Here is a 17,360-nt window from a genome sequence, read left to right as displayed (position 1 = left end):
ATTCAACAACCAGCTTCAGGTGCGGAGCGTTGCAGAGCGGTGGTTGGCAACAAAGCAGCGAGGGCGTCTTAATGCCTGAAGCGCTGTGTGTCGCCTTCAATGCGGTATTCAAAGCCGTAATCCACAACAGGACGCAAGAAGGTGTTGCCAAAGGGCTTGCGTAGAGGACCGGCAATGGCCGATCTGAGTGCGCGCATCGCACTTGAAGGGCGGTATTGAAACATTCGCATGGCGGCGAAACACAGAAATGTGATGAGCAACACTGCGAATGTCCACCACCTTATATGGAATAGGAACAGCGGCAGGACAAAAACGCAATGCGCGTCGAGCAGGAAAAAGCGGGGATTGCGCATGGTTTCTCGCCACGCGATGGTGCGGCCATAAAGATCGTCGTCCCTGTTCATGGCATCGCCTCCTCTTGCGATCCTTGCGCAGATTGTGATCGCATCACGGTCTCAAGAAACAACACGCCGATCAGACTGCCGGCTTCCAGTTTGACAAGTGGTCCCTTGGGCACGAGCCCTTCGATATCCTGCGCCATGCGTTGACCGGCCTTGCCCGCACCGGCATAAAGACCCTGTTGCAACTGCGGCGCATCCTGTGTCGCAATGGCATATTGCGGGCCGAACAACACGCGATTACCGCTGTTGGAAAGGGTTGATCCCAGCCCCTCGATGAAGGAGGCCGCAAGCAGAGGCGCATAGCGCAAGAAATAGCGATGGTCGATATCCGATCTAACGCCGAGAGCGCCGCTTGATGCGTCAACGGCATAAGCGGAGACGGATGTTTGTGTTCCATCGGCAAAGACCAATCGATCAAATTCGACGATCAATGCGCTGCGTGTTGCGTTTTCTTTGAAACGACCGATCAGTCGTGCACGATACAAAGGACCTTGTTGTGTGATCTCAGCGACGACCGGCCCGGCTGTGTCGGAATCTGTGCTGGTGATGATCCGCGCAAAACTCACCTGACCCGCATGGATCGCGGTCTGGCCGGCAATAGCGCGAAGGGCAGCATTGGTGACCTGCTGCCGCTCGCTCGCGCGTTGTTGCCGGCGCTGTGCGGGAGAGTGATATAGTTCTTCCTTCAGGATGATGATGTTGCTGGATCCAGCGGCTTGCCGGCCTTTTTGATAAAGCGCCGCCTGGTTGGCGATCAGGCTCGCCAGTTGGTGGATCCGGCCATAATCGGCTGTTGCAGGTCTGGGGGTGGCGACTGGTTCCCGTCGGATTTGTGGTAATGGATCCAGTGCGGGTTCATTGTTCGGCGCTGCGGGGGCGGGCGCGATGGGTTTGCGGAATGCGGGTTGCGGTTTGGGTTGTTCATCAATGTCACGCAACGCCTCATCAGGCGTTGCCACGAAACTCTTTCCTTGTTTGGCCGCAGCTTTTGCATCGCGCTGGTTGACGATATCAAGACTTTGCTTGTAGCGCGGGCTCTCGACAAGCTGTGGGCCGGCCGGGGTGCTATCGAGGCTGGGCGGTCGCGATATATGCGAGGTTTCCAATTGTGCATTGTGCCACGACTTGAACAATGTCAGACCGATCGCGCTGAGCATTGCAACGGCACAGATACAAGCAAGAATTGTTCGGCGCCGTCTTCGTCGTTGGCCCCTTATCACCATCGCGTGAAGCCCCCCCTCGGGCTGCTCAGATTTTTGGCCCTGGTCAGGCTCTGCGCTTTGATCGGTCAATTGCCCACCCTCACTCTGACGATCTGGCCGTTGCGTGACATCAACACAATAGGGGTCTTGTTGATGCGGTAGGCATGGATATCACCCGGACCGCTGAGCACCGAGAGCCAGGACGGGGAGATCAAGGTGTGCGGACTGCGAATATAATAAGCGCCGCCATAGGCCCATGCGTCAATGTCGGGATCGGTGCTCGGCAGTCTGACCGCGCCTTGCGGCAGGGCGGCCCCTTCGACAAAAGCCAGCATGATAGGATTGCTGGCCGCCGCCTGCACAGCGACTGTCGTCGGGTTGCGGACTGCGTTGGGCCCATAGGCGTCAACCGTGATATCCCGCCGCTCCACAACGGTTGGTTGCGCTGTCTGCAGATGAAAGACAATGGGACGGCTCTCCTCCACAAGCGATACAATCAGGTTTGAACTGCCATGTGGCTGCAGCGCAGTGATGGCCAGTTTGTTGGAGCCCTCCTGCAAAGCGTAGACCTGAAACATATCCGCCCGTCCCACCACGAAGGAGGCGACCGGCCAGGCTTGTCCGGTGCGATCGTAGAAGCTGATGACCGAGGCTCTGTCGGCTGCGGTGGCAATAGACGACAGGGCTTGTCCAGGCTTCAGCGACAGCCGGATCGCATCACTGATCAGATGTGGCTGTTTGCCTGAGGGCGGTTCGGAGGCTGCCTTCTGGTTCTCATCAAGGCGCTTGCGGAAATCACGGATCATCTGAGGGGTCATGGGCATCAGCGATTGCAGGGCCGCGCCATAAGCAGTGATTTCTTCTGGCGAGAGCGGGCGGTCAAGTTGCGCAAGGGAATGCAGGAGCTGGGTTGTGCCGATGATCGGCGGCAGCGGGCCTGGTACTTGGCTCTGTGGATCATCTGCGCCTGTCTCGCCCGCACCTGTCTCGCCCGCACCTGCCTCGCCCGCGCCTGTCTGGCCCGCGCTTGTCTGGCCTGCAATTGTCTGGCCAAAGCGGGCGGCGTCCGGTTTCACCTCCCGCTCAGATGCTTCATCGGCGGCCTCTGGTGGGTCTTGCGGCGGCAAGGTCGCCATGGGAATGGCTCGGTCGGTTTGCGCCAATGCTGGTAGCAGCAGGATTGCTGAAACCAGAAGCGTGGGCAGGAACTGCTTCCTCATGATCATGCTCCCGGGGCTGCATTGAAGTTGAAGACGGCAACGCCGCGCGGATAGGAATGGGTTGGCATGCGGCGAAGCGTGAGGGTGACCATAAAATTCTGTCCGGTGACCTGGCTTGCCGATTGATACGTGACACGCAACGGCAGCTGGACAATCCACTGATAGGATCCGCCAGAATCAAGCCCTTCGCGCAGGATCACGGCGCGCTGAGCGATGGCAGTGGTGTTCAGGCGTTGTTTCTTGACCAGATCGATCTGGCCGCTGCGGTTTAGGGCGTCGACGAAGGAATTCCAACCTTCTGGGATCGCAAAATAGGGCTTCATATCCTCAAACTCAGCACGGTAATTGGAAAAGGAATAGGTGAGTGCCCGCGTTGCGGCCTCGGTGGCAAAATTGGCAACCGCGGCAGGGCTCAGGGCAGGCTGTTCGAGCGGGATGAGGCGGGTGATGCCGCCTTCACCATTGGTCGCGAAATAAACAGGGGAGGGTCGGCTTGTGGCCAGCACCACGGTGGCAGCGACGCTGACGACGGTCATCGCGGCCAGCGTCAGCGCAATGATGCTCATTCGGTAATAAGCAAAACGATAGGCTTCTGCGCGCAGCAGCACCGATTCAATCCGACCGTAATCATTGTTCAAGCCGATCTCCTTCACGATTCCTATCGCCGCGCAGAATTTCGTCGATCCGACTGTCATCAATCTGACCGTAGAAGAGCTGATCACCCGCATCGGATCTGTAAAGGTAAAGGGGAACGCCCTGCAATCCATTGCCGCGAAACCATGCAAGATTGCGGGCCATCGCATCGATGACGGCCTTGTCCATTTTATCACGCGGCAGGACGGCTTGTTGTTGCACTGCATCGCCTGCCCGAGCCGCATGCCGGATAAAGGCCTCGCCGGGATTGCGTTCCTGCACAAAGCTGACCGCAAGCTCTAAGGAAAGTGGCGAGAGAATTGGGGTTGGGACAAGCCGCAATTCGATAGCGCCGCGGTCAAGATAGGGTTTGAGAACAAGCAGCGAGTTTGAACAGAAGGCGCATTGCGGATCAACAAACATGTAAAGCACGGGCGCGTTGGGCAGGGAGTGGTTGGCCTCGATCCACATCAGATAGTGGTCCGCCTGGCTGCGCAATTGGCTCAGCGTTGTGAAAGCCGGAAAGGCGGCGTCGGCGTTGTCGACGCGCGTTGTCGGTTTCGGCTGATCGGCAGTGGTTTGCGCAGCCTGCGTCCGCCTGTCTTTTGGCGCCCGGGTTTGGCCGCTCTGCTCCGCATCCTTGGGGCCGGCGTTGACACTGACAGCAGCGTTGTTTTCTGCAAGCGCATCTGGGCCAACAGCAGCCGTGAGGTCCCGGCCGTCGGGGCCAAAGACAGTGCCCTCAACCAAAAGGCCGCTGGGGGTGGTGAAGACCAGCATGGCTTTTTGATCAGCGGGTTGGGTCATCCAGACATCAAGGCCATCCAGGGTGAACAGATGTTTTGACCGGGTGCCGTCGGCGTGGAGCCGTTTTTCGGCATAGGGTGACAAGGCTTTGCTGACGCCAGAGCAACCGTTCGGCTGGGCAAGACAAGTGGCGCCGCCAAAGATAGGGAATAGCAAGTAATAAGTAAATAGCAATTTCTTGTTCATTTTATTCTATCTCTATGAGTAAATAAAATAGAGGAGTAGAATGCTTTCCTATCCATAATAGTACATGTCAAATAGGAAACCGCACTATCTAAATATAAACTGGCAATTTTTCACCGTTTACGAGGCACAAATGACAATAGTTTGGGAGCAAAGGAAACAGGGTTCCTCTGTTGTAAAGCAGATGCTGATGACTGTAGGTGTATCAGGTCTTGTATCGATGGCCTGCACTCTCTATGCGCTGCGCGAACACCGCGAACCCCAGCACCATGCGGAACAGCTTGAGCGCAAGGCGATCAGAACTGCGCTGAGCGCCCTTGAAAGCCGGCTGCACACAACAACGCTTGTGACCACGAAGCTGCAGCATGACTTCGCGCTCTTAACCGCAGAGAACGGGATTATCGGACGCGTGATCGCGCATCTGCAAACGATCCGAGTGGAGAACGCAGCGCTCTCGCAACATCTGGCCTCGCTGCAGGCTGGCACCCTCCCCGTCCTTGCTGGCACGGCTTCGGCTGAGGATGGCCCGTCTGTCGAAAGCCGCTCTCGCCGCCAGGATGAAAAGCCGGCGGTGCTGACCGTGGTGACACCGGCACCTCAACAGGCGCAGCAGAACCGCTTTTCCAGCCGCTCAGCCGCTGCGGGCGTTGACGGCGCGGCGATCAAGGCCAGGATCCGGGGAGGATGAACGATGCAGGGACTGGCTGGGATTTTAGATCGGGCGGTTGCATTGATGCCCCCGCTGCAATCGCTTGTGGTGGCTATCGTTTATTGCGTCGGCCTTGTTTGTGCGATCAGCGCGTTGCGCGGCTTTGCGGCCGTCAATGATCAGCGCCTGGCGCCGCGGGGCTGGTCGCAGGCGGGGTGGCAGGGCCCGACATTTCTCCTCATCCTCGCCCTCGCATTCGTCTCGCTGTCCCAGGTGATATCAGCCTGTCTGATGACGCTGTTCGGGATGGATCAAACATACGCAGCCAGCGAGGTCTTTGCCTATGCGCCGCAGCTTCTTAAACCGGCGCAAAGTGACATGGGACGCCGCCTTTTGGTGTCGATTGTCCGAATCCTGCAGTTTATCGGATTACTGGCCTTCATCCGTGGCCTGTATGTCGCCAACCTCTCGGCGCTGTTTCCCTATCGGCGGCTGCTGTCGAAAGGTCTGACGCATATGACCGGTGGCATATGCGCGATGAATATGCCGGCATTTCTTCAACTCATCCAAATGTTGCTTCTCGGAGAATAGGGCAGGGCGATGACCAGCATTGCATGGCACAAAAAGCTCTCATTTCTTGTCTCTGCCGTCATCTGGTGCGGGGCGGCCTTTGCCCAGCAAAGCCAGGGCGGCATCGGCGAGATTGCCACCAATCTGCGCCGGGATTCAATCGGGCCCATCGCCGATCTGATTGGGGCGCTAGCATTTCTCTGCGGGGTGTTGGCGGCTATTTTCGGTCTGTGGACCCTGTTTCAAAACCGCCGCAATCCGCATGATCCGCATAACAGCGTTGGCAGAGCGATCATGTCCTTTGTGGTTGCAGCCGGCCTGATCGGTATTCCGAGCTATCTCGGCGTCGGGGTGGCGACTTTCTTTGGTTCGGGAGCGGAAACGGCCTCTGTCGACGGCACGTTACGGTCGATCAAATGAACGCCCTTCTCCGCGACACTTTGGATAGTCTGGCGCGTTTTCTCGCCGGTTCACTGCTGCGTAAAAGCCTTGCCCCCTATTGCCGCATTATGTCAGCACAGGATGATGCTGTGTTAATCGGCGATGATGGGTCGTTGCTGAGTGTGTTCCGCCTCGATGGCTGTCGATCGATCAAGGGATCTGTGGAACTTTCTGAGGCCATGACGCGGCTGCGTCTGGCCCTGGCCGCACAATTTTCGCAAGGCGGGTTCACCCTGCAGTTCTGGTTCGGGCATCTGCCCGATGTGGCGCAGGATGAACTCAAGATGATTTTGTGTGGCATGGCCGCAGTGGCGCGCAATGCGGAACTCGATATTGCCGATCTCCTTAATGAGCGACTGGCCCGGCTTCCCGCAAAGCTCAGTGGGGAGCGCGCCTATATTGCGCTGTGGTCGCGGCCAACCATGTTAACGCGCGAGGAGGCAAGGCTATCGGAAAAAGTCAAACTCGAGGAGGACCTGGCATTGCCACGCTTTTTGCGTGCGCAACTGCCGGCGCGCGCCTTGCAAGCCTTGCTGACCCGCCATCAGGCACTGGTTCAATCTTTGCTCATTGAGACAGGCCGTTGTGATTTCGACCTGGAACTGCTTGATGTCCGTACGGCCCTTGCCGAGATCAAGGGCATCTTGAATCCGGAGTTCTTGTCAGCCGCAAGAAACTGGCAGGCCGTGCTGCCTGGTGATCATTTACGCGCCAGAATGCCGCGTAGCGCTCGCCAATGGGCGGGAAGCGATGTCGCGCATCTGTTATGGCCACCGCTCACGGTGCAACTGATGTCCGAAGCTGGCAGTTTGCGCAGTGATCGGGTGTTTGAATTTGGCAGCAAGATATTTTGCGGCTTCGACATTGTTCTTGGTCCTGAGCAGATTGTTGCCTTCAATGATCTGATCGCCCGGGTTCTTGATCAGCAGCGTCGGATGTCCTGGCGCGTCTCGATGCTGCTGGACAGTGGCGGCTTTCAGGGGCAGATGTTCAAGGAACACTATGTCAATCTTCTCGCTTTCACGGGTCGTATCACCAATGACCGCATTCGGCGGGCCTTTGAGGCAGCGCGCCAAAAGCATGGCGATGGCGAAACCGTCATCCGCTGGCGGGCATGCTTTGCTGTCTGGTGCGATCGCGATGACGAAAAGCAGTTGCTTTGTGATGTGGCCAGCCTGCGTCAGACGGTGCATGGCTGGGGCAATTGTCAAACCGACATGCAGGTGGGGGATCCGGTCGAATGTGTTCTCGCCTCTGCGCTGGCACTCTCCCCCGGTTCCACGGCGCCGGCAGCCTCCGCCTATCTGACCGAGGCCTTTGCGCTGGCGCCTTTTTCCAGACCTTCAAGCCCGTGGCGTCACGGCGCGATCCGCTTTCGCACCCCGGACGGCAAACCATGGGCCTATCAGCCGGGTTCCTCGCTGCAACTGGGCTGGGTCGATATCATTGTCGGGCAGCCGGGCAGTGGCAAATCCACCTTGTCCAATGTCATCAATCTTGCAATCGCGCTTTCGCCACAGATCGGTCGCTCAGACAGCGGTGCGGGCTTGCTTCCACGCATCTCCATCATCGATATCGGTCCATCCAGTGAGGGTTTCATCGATCTGCTCAAGGAGGCATTGCCACCCAAACGCCGCCATGAGGTGATGCATTTGCGCCTACAGAACCAGGAAAGCCATGCCGTTAACCCGTTTGATCTTCACTTGTGCATGCGGCGGCCTTTGTCCTATGAACTGGAATATCTCACCAATCTGATATGTCTGTGTTGCACGGCCGATGACCGAAGCGCGCCTTATGACGGCATTGCCACACTGGCGCGTGCCGCAATTTTAGAGGCCTATGAATATTTCTCGGAGGCCATGAACCCAAAGCGCTATGCGCGCAGCGAAAGCCAGATCGTCGACAGCACGTTGCAGGATTTGGGCTTTTCAGCCGATAGGGCGACGAGTTGGTATGAAGTCGTCGACTTTCTTTTCGACAAAGCAAAATACCATGAGGCAACGCTTGCGCAGCGCTTTGCTGTGCCGGTGCTTGCGGATCTGGTGACGATGTCCAATCGTGAAACGGTGAAGGAATCCTTCCGCGACATGCATGTGGAATCGACCGGTGAAACGGTGATCGTGGCGTTCCAGCGCATGATAACGACCGCCTGTCGGGATTTCCCGCTTCTTGCCGGCATCACCCGCTTCAGTGTTGCGGATGCGCGGATCGCAGCCTTCGATCTTGAGGCGGTGACGGCACAATCGGGATCGCAGGCGCCGCGTCAGTCGGCGGTCATGTACATGCTGGCGCGGCATACGCTGACCACCGATTTCTGGCTTCATGCGGATGATCTGAAGGATCCGCGGATGCCGGAAGCCGTGCGGGCCTATCATCTGCGCCGCGTCGCTGACAATGCGCAGATGCACAAGCGTCTGGCTTATGATGAGTATCATCGCACGGGGGGGCTGCGCTATTTTCGCAAGCAGAATGAATGTGATGCCCGCATTGGCCGCAAGACCGGCGTGCAACAGGTCTATGCATCGCAGTTGATGGAGGATTTTGACCCGGAAATCCAGGCGCTCGCCAATAATTTTTTCTTCTGCAATGTTCCCACTGAGGCCGCACTAACATCACTGGCCGAAACCTATCACTTCACCGATGCCGTCACCGACGCGCTGCGCAAGTTGCATGGGCCGGTGCCCGGACAGGGGGCACCTTTTGTGGCTGTGATGAAACTCAAATCTGGGCGCTATATCCAGTCACTTATTAACGATATCGGCCCGATCGAAACCTGGGCATTATCGACCACGCAGGATGACAGTGCATTGCGCGGGCTGCTTTACGCCGCCTTGGGACCCAAAAGAGCCCGACAGGTCCTGGCCCGGCGCTTTCCCGACGGCACTGCGACGCCGCTTTTCGAAACGCGCAAGGCGGAGTTGGAAGCGGGTGGCATGACGATTGATCAAAGCGCCCGCGACACGATCATCAGGCGTGTTGCCGACGAAATCATTCGGGGGTTTGGCGATGCCTAGGTTGGGGATCATCTCTTTGGCCTTGTTTTTGGCGATCAAGGCGGCGACAACCGCAGCATCTGGCGGCGACGAGTTGCGCCTGTGGCAGCGCGCGCCTGAAATTGCTTTATCTTTTGATGGTGGCGATCCGCAGGCGACAGCGGTTGCGCGGCAAATCTATGGGGCGTCATTTCGTTGGGTGGTGGCCCAGCGCATCTGGCTCAAAGCCCCGGATGACGGTTTCGAGCAGATGGCGGCTCAGCTGTCAGCGGATCGCGACTGCAGCGTAAATTGCCTTTATGCCGTTCTTTTTTATGATGATCGAAACTGGCTTGAATTGTGGCGCGGGCGAGCGACGGAGTTGCAACTGGGAGCTGTTGGTCCGGACGGATTGCGCGGCATTCATGATGGCGTGCGTCTGTGGCGCTGGATGGGTGGCGTCTACAGACCAGATCTGCGCGAATATCGCTTTGATTACCGCGCGATAAAACCGCAGGAAAAGACCAGTATTGAAACAGCCTTAAAAGGCGCCTTCGGCCAGAGCGCTCCCGACGCTCGCTATCAAGTGCTCGACCTGCCGCTTAAGAGCGGGACCGGAGCACTCGTATCGCTCTCAAGCCTCACTTTTTGCAGCCAGAGTGTTTGTCCGGTGTTCGTGCTGGATGAAAATGCAAAAATCCTGGCGCATCTGCAGTCGATGGACGGGGAGAGCGGTGCGGCGCTGGCGCGCGATGTGCACGACAATCCGTTGATTGAGACGCGCAGTGTCCGCGGTGTGGAACTGTATCGGATCGGCGACCAACAACCGGTTATGGAGATCCGCGCACAAAGCCCAATCATCGCCGGGAGGCAACGCCAATGAAGTCCGCTGTTCCAATCACAGTCTCAATCGCCACGTTGTGGCTGGTTATCATCGCCGGCCCCGGTCGGTCGACTTATAATGATGCGGTGGCGCGATTTGAGGGCGGAGACTCCTATTCGGTGATGAATGAGAGGGGTTCCTCGGCCCTGGGGAAGTATCAGATAACGGCCGGAACCTGGGAAGGACTTGGCTATCTCCGCTATCGCGGCACTGGCAGCAGATCGGACTATGCGAATTATTCCTTCACCGACAAAGCCAGGACGGCCGGCGTGGGCTCAATGAGTGACCTGCGCTATTCGGCGGCTGGTGCCGTGCTTCAGGATCGCGCCAATGGCGAGCTGGCCACACGCAACTGGTCTGCAATGAGTGATAGGGCGCGCAGTCTGGTGGGGCAGCGCCTTGCGAGCCTCGGCGGCATGCTGATCACCGAGGACGGAATACTGCAGGCCGCACATTTCCTGGGCGCCGAAGGATTCAACTCCTGGGTCGCCAGCGGGTTTGATGCTGCCTCACTCCCGCCCGAATATCTGACTGCCAACGGGTTTCGTTCCGCCGCACAATTGCAGGACTATCTGATCAAGCGCATGTCTGGCGGCGCCGGCAACAGGGCCTTGGCCGACGCGCAAACAACGAGCCGCGAAAGCCAGACGGCGGGTTTTCCCGGCATCGGCAATCTGCGGGCGGTGCTGATTGAAGAGCGGCCACCATTTCAGGGAGAAAAAGGGAGTTTGTGATGTCAAGACTGTCGGGGTTTGTGTTGCTTGCTGCCAGTCTGATGCCGGTATCAGCGCATGGTCTTGATGACCTGTTCACCAATGCGGGTGATGGCTGTCTGCCTGTCATCAGGACCGATCTGATGCATGCGATCCGCAACGGCATCGAGGGCGAGGTCAAACGGCGGGAGCAGGCACTCAAAATGCCAGTCCCGCTCGCTGGACTAAGCTGTCTTGACCGGTTGATGGATATCAATCTCGACACGGCAATTCGCCTGCCGAACTTGCGTGGTCTGTTCAACAGCGCGGTCTCGGACGCGCAAAACCAGCTGTGCCGGATGGCGGAAAAGGAGATTGGCAAGCTGACCGAGCCGCTGAACAATGTTTTTCCGACGCAGCCATTGAACAGCTTCAGTTTTGGGGAGCGCGGCGCGGGCGGCGGCCCTGACATCGATTACAGCACGCCTTTAGGCGGGATCAGTCATTTTGGCCTCGAGCCTCCGGATAGCGGCCCGCGCGAACCGCCGCAGACCATCCTCGATGAGCTTTATCACAAGCTTTATGGTGGTGGAAAATGACCGGGCTTCTGCGTCATTTTGCACGGTTCGTCGTCATGGGAGTGCTTGCGCCATCGCCGGCTGCCGCTGCCTGCGACTGCGCGCGGGTCCGCAATATCGTTCATCAGGGTGTAGAGACCATCAATGAGCATACATCTGCGGTCGGTGGGACGATTGCGCAGACGATTCTCGACGGGGTGGCACAATTGAGTGGCTACTCCTTACGCGCAACGGAGGCGCAAAAACGTGTCATGGAAGCCGCGCAAGTCAATGCTATAAGCCGCGAGAAGCAGATTGCGCGCGGGTTTGCCGAAAGTGGACGCTATGATCCGGCGGCCTCGGCATGTCTGGACCTTTCCGGCATCTTCAGCATTGGCAAAGCCAATCGCGGCGCCGGTCTGAGTGGCAAGGATGTCACCAATGCGTCGCGCAACTGGTCCTATGGCAATGAGGAGATCGGCCAACCGGTGGTGCAAGGTGGTCTGGCGGTGGCGAATGCCATCATCACCGATCGCGACCGCTTCAAGGGGACGGGCGGACTTGCCGACCCCACTTCAGACGCGCGGTTGCTCACCGATGCGATGACGCTTGATACGTCGAAAAAGGATATTGCTGGAGCCCATATCCGACTGGTCAATAATATCATCGATCCGATTCCAGCCAAGCCGATTACCGCGCTGGAAGACAGGACGCCAGCGGGCCGGGCACAGATCGCGGCACGCCAGGTGGATGCAAGCCGTCGCTCGGCAGCGCATGCGATCGTCAGTTATCTTGGCGATCTGGTGACACCAACCGGCAGCGACGACCTCGCCGCTTGGGCAAAAAAAGCCGCGCCGCAGGGTTATCCGCACGCGGTCGGTGAGCATGTCTCACAATTGCAGGCGATCGATATTTTCGTTCGGTCGCGCTTTGCAAATGCCAAATGGCATCAGCAATTGGCGCAGATGTCCCCCGACGCGGTGCAGCGCGAACAAGTGCTGGCCACCGCGCTCACCCAGCAAATCGAGTGGATGCGGTTTGATCTTGAACGGCGCAATGCGCTTGCCCTTGCCGCCGTGCTCTCAACCTTGCTGGATGCGCGTGACACAGGAACGACAATGATCCCGCTCGCACCGGCCAAGGGGCGCTGAGCCGGACGATCCGGATGGCTTTTTGTGCCAGCGGCGATGGCGGACAGCCGCGCAAAATACGTTCGATGAGAGGAAGGAGAATGACAGAACAGGCGAGAAAGAAACCAAGATTGTCAGCGTTACGACGTTATCTGCGTTGGCGCCGCGGCTGTTACACGGAGGCGCTGCGCGGCAGTCATATGGGACTGCGAGCCGCCCGGTCGGGGTTCAGCGCGTTCATGCTGTTGCGGCGACCGCAAAAAGGCTGGTTTTTTGCACAGGATGGCGATGGCGGTCGCGGACGGTTCGAGCAATTGCTGGGGGAATTGGGGCCCGTTGAGTGGAGCCGCGCCGTTCTGAAATGGCGGCGCGAACAATTGATTTTTGGCTGGAGTGCCACGCTGTGTCTAATCGTGCTGCCGCTGGTCTGGCTCAATGGTTGCTTCAGCCCGCGTTTAGTGTTCAGTCTGTTGTTTCTGGCCGGTTTTTTTGGAGTTCTTGCCGTTCGTGCCGGCTACCGTCGTTGGCAGGTGCGCGCGCGGCGGATTGGGTCATTGCGCGATTTTCTCTGCGCCCGACGCGGGCACGACAGCATGGCGCAGGTCGAGTGATGCAACGGGGGATGTTCAGAGGAATCACCGGGATGTGCGCCATGGGTTTTGCGGGTGCCAGTGCTGCCGCAGAACTCGATATCAACAACATTCTTGGCGGCACAGGGGATCCGCGCACCAATTCCTATTTGAATATGATCTTTGGCCCATTGTTTGACGGCCCCAACCAGGAGACGTTAATTTCCCGGCTCATTCTCGATTTCAACCTGTTGTTTTTCACAATCGGACTGGCGATTTTCCTTTATAATATCGTGACCGCCACTGTGGACACGGCCACTGAAGGCGAAGTGTTTGGCAGCCGCTATTCGACGGCGTGGGTTCCCATCCGTATCCTGCTTGCGGCAGCCGCACTCGCACCGGTGATGCCGGGTGGCTACAATGGTGCGCAATATGTCGCCGCCTATGTCGTGAAGGTTGGTACGGCTACGGCGACCTATTTTTGGAACCAGACCGCTGATCTGATTATTGAGCAGAAGATTCCCGTGGTGGCGGCAGACACGGACGGGCCGGATGGCCAATTCCTACAGGCGCTGTTTCGCATGGAACTCTGCCGGGCGGTTTATAATCTTGAGGTGGCAAAGGGCGGGGCGGGGATGGAGGGTGTTGGGCGCCAATGGAGCTTGCAATCGGGTATTCGGGTTCTCGATTACGGGTTGCTCTCGCGATCGGGGGCCTGCGGAAAAATAAGCCTTCCCACCGAAACGTTGGGGTTTCGCCGGATGGTCGCAGCCGGTGGTGCTGACAAAGACAACCTGCGCCCGGAGAGCAGTGCGTCGTTCGACACATTTTTGAGCGGCATGCAAAGGAATGTGGAGATGATGGCGGATCAATTCGCACCGATCGCTGCGGAGTTGGCGCTAGCGGTTTCAACGCGCAAGCCTCTACCGCCTTATCGCAATCTTGCCGGGGATATGAAGCGCTGGCGCGATGCGCAAAGCCAGTTGCTGCGCCGATTGATCGGTGCGGGACAGCTTGATCGGCTTGCCAAGAACGCATTCGAACAGACTGAGGATATCACGGTCCTGACGCCGATGAGCAGTGCGGACCAGAAACTGTCGATCAATGTAAAAAATGGTGGCTGGTCGCAAGCTGGATTTTACTATCAGCTGGTTTCCCGCCTGTCTTCGGACGCCAATTCGGTGGGCTCGATGATGCCGACGACGACGCCGGGCGGGGCGATTGGCGGTGCGTCAAACCCGCGTGGTCCGGTGATGGCTGCGATCGCGTCGCAATATGCGGCCAATTACGCCTACTGGTTGGGAACGCCGGAGGCCGACGCGAGCAAATTCCTCAATCAGGTTGCGGCGACCTATAATGGAACTGTCGACTGGTGGAATGAATCGGTTGCACGCAGCGGTATCCGGGCGTTCACCAATGAGCGTCTGGCCTTCGCCGATAATGGTGGCGATCTCGCAAATATCTTGCCGCCGGCCGGCGGTCTGTTGGAAAGCGTGGCGTTTTTTGCGCCCAGTTCTTCCATCATTGACCCAATGAATGCGGTTGTTTTGTTTGGTATCCAGCTGACCACGCTTGCAACCGTGACGACGGTGGCGATCGTGGGGTTTGGTGCCACTCCCTTCATTGGGGGTGCCGCCACCACGCTGGGCACCATTATCGGTCCCGCATTGTTGGCGTTGATGGCGCTCGGCAGCACCATGTCCTTTGTGCTGCCGCTGATGCCCTCCATTATCTGGGTACTGGCGCTCTTGTCATTCATCATCGTGATCCTAGAGGCGATTTTTGCTGCGCCCTTATGGGCCATTGCGCATCTGTCGATGGGGGGGCAGGGTTTTATCAGCGCGCATGCGCGCCGCGGCTATATTTTATTGTTGTCGCTGCTGCTGACACCGGTGCTGATGGTTTTTGGATTGGTTGCGGGCATGATCATCTTTCGGATTGCCGGAAATCTGCTGAATGCAGGCATGTATTATGCGCTGACCTCCTCGCAATCCCTGGTCGCTGACAGCTGGGTGGGCTTTGCCTGGTATGCCGGCATTCTTGTGGTGGGGATTTTCATGGTCTTTGTCTATATTGCGATCATCGAACTGTCATTCTCGCTGATTGCCGGTTTTCCTGGACGGGTGTTTCGCTGGTTTGAAGAAATCGGCGATCAGCTGGACAGCCAGTCGTCGTTGAGAACCGGCTTGGGCGCAGTCGCCCAATTCAGAAGTGCAAATTTTGGTGTAATGACTGCGGTCACAGGAATTATTGGCGCGAACCAGAAGCGGCTCGACACGCTGAAATCGAGAAATATCTCCGACAATAGCCGCATTCTTTGACGATGCCGATGCCCGCTATCCTATCAGTCGAAGGGGAGAAAATATTTTCGGATCCACATCCCAACGAGAAACATTAGCGGTGCCACAATAAACATTGAGATTTTTGGAAGCGTCATCATTCCGGTATCATCTAATAAAACACGCATGGGCCCAATGCCCAAAGAAACTCCAAATGCCAGAAGCAACACAATGGCCGGTACCTGCAGGGCAAAGACGATCGGAACAAAGATCACAAAACGGATGGCCTTTTCCATCCTCGACAAGGGCCCATAGGCGTCGCGATCAAACACCGGTCTGAGATATTTGGGGACGATCATCGATGTCTTCCCTGCAAACCTGAAACAGCTTTCAGACTATCATCGCGCTGAGGGCCCGGGTTAGCCCAATATCTTGCAGGAAAATTTTATTGGGTTGGTGGGGCGATGGCCCTTGATTGGCGGGATAGGATCGGGGTCCCAAACGGGCCAGTCTTCTTGGAAAGGTCAGGGCTGTTGGCATATTGCAAGGCATGTCCTCGCCATATCGATAGAAATGCCATCCTGGCGCAGGAGACAGGTCCCCGCCACGCGGGGGTTTCCGGGTTACAGGCCATTTTCCAGCAAATTGTCACTTTCGAGGCAATCCATGCATAGACCGCAACTGTCCTCCTCAAAGCAATAAGCAGGCTTTTTCTGCCGGCAACAATCGCAGAGAAGAGCCGTTGCGTCCAAGCGCGGATTGGGGAGCAGAATTTCAATCTCTAAAGCTTCGTCTTGGCATGCGGGTTGGGCCATTGCCATGGTTTCCACTCTCATCAGGATGGTTGCGCATGGCTTCAGATAAGCGTGAGCGGCAGCCTTTTCCAGAGCGGGGCTGGTTTATCAAGGGCGTGGCTACTGCAGCAGTTTGGCTTTCATCGCTTCACCAACGATGGTGAGCTGCAACATCGGCTCGCCTCGAATGAGGCTTTCCTCAACGAGGTCGAGTTGTTCGAGGCGTCCGATAACGCGATGGGACAGTCGCTTGTCACCAACCAGCCAGTCGCTGCCGATCTTTTTCTGACGGCGGAAGAAGGCGATAGCGCGCAAAGCGTTATGCTGCGCCCGCGTGAGTTCTTCAGGCGCTATTAAGGTGGTATGATCGACATGTGGAAGCATTAAAATCCCTCCTGCTCAATCGTGGCAGACAGTTTTTGGTTGTCTGCTGCCTCTCGGGGTCCGGCTGTTGTGAAACGCTGGACTTGCAAGGAAAACGGTCTTGTCGCTTAATTTGTTCCAAAAGCGCCGTTTCAGGCTGTAGCGCCATGTCGGTGCCATTTCGATACAATGGCGGGCGCCGATGACAGGAACGAACAGCGGTCTGCAATCCGACTGGCAATTCCTGCAGCTTTTTAATCGTCCATGGGTTAATCTCTTGGGGGATAAATCGATAGGGAGCCTGACAGTTTGAGCGTTGCTTTTGTCAAAGAAGAAAGTGCGGAAGCTGCTGCGGAAACAATTCTGCCGCCGCGACCGATTTCTGGCCGGATTAATCTGGTAACGGAGGTCGGGCTTAAGATGCTGCATGAAGCGCTCGGATCAGCGCAGCGCGGGCTTGAAGCTGCGACCCTTCTCGAGGATATCAATGAGAGGCGGCGCCAGTCAGCGGTTTGGCTGCGTGATGTGCGCTATTACAGTGAGCGCATCCGCACGGCTGAGCTGGTTGAGCCGTCTGCATCCTCCGATGTTGTTGGCTTTGGCCATGTGGTCAGCTTTCAGCGCTCGGATGGTCGCAAGCAGACCTTCAAAATCGTTGGTGAAGATGAAGCTGATCCTTCTCACGCCACGCTGTCGCATGGTTCACCGGTTGCGATCGCATTGATGGGTAAGGCGGTTGGCGATGTTGTTGAGATGGGGCCTCTTGAACTGGAAATTCTTTCTATCAGCGCCTCTGCAAAAGTCTGAATTTCTCTGAGCGGTCGAAGCGCGGGGGACGCCAGCAGAGAGCGTGCCGCTGATCTTCGTGCATCGCTCGTATCCAGCCTAAACCTTATTTGTGATATCGGCGGGGATGACGTTGCGCAGGAACGTTTCCAGCATCTGGAGCGCGAACCGGACCGGAAGGCCTGTTTTCTGACAGATGCGCGTGACCTTGGCAAATCGATCTGAAGGG

General features: G+C 57.4%; 18 protein-coding genes. 11 read left to right on the top strand and 7 right to left on the bottom strand.

All coding sequences use genetic code 11. The annotated features are described in order from the left end of the window. Nucleotides 1-68 precede the first annotated feature (68 nt). The 5 genes from icmT to QBD00_RS16885 form a co-directional block, all read right to left on the bottom strand. Nucleotides 69-404 carry an IcmT/TraK family protein gene (gene icmT / locus QBD00_RS16905; RefSeq protein ID WP_151093446.1) on the bottom strand — a complete coding sequence of 112 codons (336 nt, stop codon included), beginning with the start codon at nucleotides 402-404 and terminating at the stop codon, nucleotides 69-71. Next, nucleotides 401-1,558, bottom strand: a complete 1,158-nt coding sequence (locus tag QBD00_RS16900; protein WP_191793486.1) for a DotG/IcmE/VirB10 family protein — start codon at nucleotides 1,556-1,558, stop codon at nucleotides 401-403. Before QBD00_RS16900 ends, icmT begins: the two co-directional genes overlap by 4 nt. Nucleotides 1,559-1,689: 131 nt before the next feature. Then, nucleotides 1,690-2,823: a DotH/IcmK family type IV secretion protein gene (locus QBD00_RS16895; protein WP_318580081.1), complete on the bottom strand. Its 1,134-nt coding sequence runs from the start codon at nucleotides 2,821-2,823 to the stop codon at nucleotides 1,690-1,692. 2 nt (nucleotides 2,824-2,825) lie between these two features. Beyond that, nucleotides 2,826-3,461 (bottom strand): type IVB secretion system apparatus protein IcmL/DotI, encoded by a 636-nt coding sequence (locus QBD00_RS16890; RefSeq protein WP_235901831.1) that lies wholly within the window; start codon nucleotides 3,459-3,461, stop codon nucleotides 2,826-2,828. Further along, on the bottom strand, nucleotides 3,451-4,449 hold the full coding sequence (locus tag QBD00_RS16885; RefSeq protein ID WP_191793488.1) for a hypothetical protein: 999 nt from the start codon (nucleotides 4,447-4,449) through the stop codon (nucleotides 3,451-3,453). The genes QBD00_RS16890 and QBD00_RS16885 overlap by 11 nt, the downstream gene beginning before the upstream one ends. A gap of 187 nt (nucleotides 4,450-4,636) precedes the next feature. Here QBD00_RS16885 and QBD00_RS16880 point away from each other — a divergent pair, with 187 nt between their 5' ends. The 10 genes from QBD00_RS16880 (at nucleotide 4,637) to QBD00_RS16835 (ending at nucleotide 15,230) form a co-directional block, all read left to right on the top strand. Further along, complete coding sequence (locus tag QBD00_RS16880; protein WP_151093436.1) at nucleotides 4,637-5,134, top strand: hypothetical protein; 498 nt, start codon at nucleotides 4,637-4,639, stop codon at nucleotides 5,132-5,134. Between the two features lie 3 nt (nucleotides 5,135-5,137). After that, the gene (locus tag QBD00_RS16875) at nucleotides 5,138-5,686 is read left to right on the top strand and encodes a hypothetical protein (RefSeq protein ID WP_151093434.1); all 549 of its coding nucleotides are present in this window, start codon (nucleotides 5,138-5,140) and stop codon (nucleotides 5,684-5,686) included. Nucleotides 5,687-5,695: 9 nt separating this feature from the next. Further along, nucleotides 5,696-6,085 carry a hypothetical protein gene (locus QBD00_RS16870; RefSeq protein WP_318580080.1) on the top strand — a complete coding sequence of 130 codons (390 nt, stop codon included), beginning with the start codon at nucleotides 5,696-5,698 and terminating at the stop codon, nucleotides 6,083-6,085. Beyond that, nucleotides 6,082-9,120, top strand: coding sequence for a hypothetical protein (locus tag QBD00_RS16865; protein ID WP_318580079.1), 3,039 nt, complete (start codon nucleotides 6,082-6,084; stop codon nucleotides 9,118-9,120). The genes QBD00_RS16870 and QBD00_RS16865 overlap by 4 nt, the downstream gene beginning before the upstream one ends. 28 nt (nucleotides 9,121-9,148) lie before the next feature. Then, complete coding sequence (locus QBD00_RS16860) at nucleotides 9,149-9,961, top strand: hypothetical protein (protein ID WP_318580078.1); 813 nt, start codon at nucleotides 9,149-9,151, stop codon at nucleotides 9,959-9,961. Beyond that, nucleotides 9,958-10,695: a hypothetical protein gene (locus QBD00_RS16855; RefSeq protein WP_191793491.1), complete on the top strand. Its 738-nt coding sequence runs from the start codon at nucleotides 9,958-9,960 to the stop codon at nucleotides 10,693-10,695. Before QBD00_RS16860 ends, QBD00_RS16855 begins: the two co-directional genes overlap by 4 nt. Further along, on the top strand, nucleotides 10,695-11,252 hold the full coding sequence (locus tag QBD00_RS16850) for a hypothetical protein (RefSeq protein ID WP_151093424.1): 558 nt from the start codon (nucleotides 10,695-10,697) through the stop codon (nucleotides 11,250-11,252). Before QBD00_RS16855 ends, QBD00_RS16850 begins: the two co-directional genes overlap by 1 nt. Continuing rightward, on the top strand, nucleotides 11,249-12,361 hold the full coding sequence (locus QBD00_RS16845; protein ID WP_318580077.1) for a hypothetical protein: 1,113 nt from the start codon (nucleotides 11,249-11,251) through the stop codon (nucleotides 12,359-12,361). The genes QBD00_RS16850 and QBD00_RS16845 overlap by 4 nt, the downstream gene beginning before the upstream one ends. Before the next feature lie 80 nt (nucleotides 12,362-12,441). Next, nucleotides 12,442-12,951, top strand: coding sequence for a hypothetical protein (locus QBD00_RS16840; RefSeq protein ID WP_191793492.1), 510 nt, complete (start codon nucleotides 12,442-12,444; stop codon nucleotides 12,949-12,951). 41 nt (nucleotides 12,952-12,992) lie between these two features. Continuing rightward, nucleotides 12,993-15,230: a DotA/TraY family protein gene (locus QBD00_RS16835; protein WP_318580076.1), complete on the top strand. Its 2,238-nt coding sequence runs from the start codon at nucleotides 12,993-12,995 to the stop codon at nucleotides 15,228-15,230. A gap of 23 nt (nucleotides 15,231-15,253) precedes the next feature. On the opposite strand, the gene QBD00_RS16830 is transcribed toward QBD00_RS16835, so the two are convergent. Then, nucleotides 15,254-15,547, bottom strand: a complete 294-nt coding sequence (locus QBD00_RS16830) for a hypothetical protein (RefSeq protein WP_318580075.1) — start codon at nucleotides 15,545-15,547, stop codon at nucleotides 15,254-15,256. Between the two features lie 555 nt (nucleotides 15,548-16,102). After that, a complete protein-coding gene (locus QBD00_RS16825; protein WP_151093418.1) occupies nucleotides 16,103-16,366 on the bottom strand; it encodes a hypothetical protein in 264 nt (87 codons plus the stop codon). Between the two features lie 288 nt (nucleotides 16,367-16,654). Here QBD00_RS16825 and greA point away from each other — a divergent pair, with 288 nt between their 5' ends. Beyond that, nucleotides 16,655-17,152, top strand: coding sequence for a transcription elongation factor GreA (gene greA, locus QBD00_RS16820; protein ID WP_151093416.1), 498 nt, complete (start codon nucleotides 16,655-16,657; stop codon nucleotides 17,150-17,152). Nucleotides 17,153-17,360 lie beyond the last annotated feature (208 nt).

Origin of the sequence: Ochrobactrum sp. AN78, from assembly GCF_029909885.1 — a bacterium.
GTDB lineage: Bacteria > Pseudomonadota > Alphaproteobacteria > Rhizobiales > Rhizobiaceae > Brucella > Brucella quorumnocens.
Note: the sequence above shows the minus strand (reverse complement) of the source record. Positions and strands in the feature narration are given on the sequence as shown.